Raw genomic sequence first — 348 nt, forward strand, 5'->3', positions numbered from 1 at the left:
CTCCAACACATCGGGAGTCGGATAAATCGCCGGATCAGCGGCAATCTCAGGATCAATCAGTGTCGTTGCAGCGGTGTTCGGATTGGCGTACCAGACATAATCGGTTACTTCCGCAATCACTTCCGGGCGCAACAGATAGTTGATGAATTTGTGGGCATTCTCGGCGTTTTTGGCATCCGCCGGAATCAACAGCATATCAAACCAGACTTCCGAGCCTTCTTTCGGAATGCTGTAGACCACTTCAACACCGTTGTCTGCTTCTTCAGCGTTATAGGCTGCCTGAAACACATCACCGGAGTAACCGACAGCAACACAACTGTCACCATTTGCCAGATCGCTGATGTACTG

The 348-nt window shown here is 50.6% G+C and carries 1 protein-coding gene; it reads right to left on the reverse strand.

The window, feature by feature from the left end:
- Positions 1-348, reverse strand: a 348-nt coding sequence (locus Q4563_RS17550) for an extracellular solute-binding protein (protein WP_303605410.1), incomplete at both ends; no start/stop codon positions are given.

It is taken from the genome of Gilvimarinus sp. 1_MG-2023 (genome assembly GCF_030548285.1).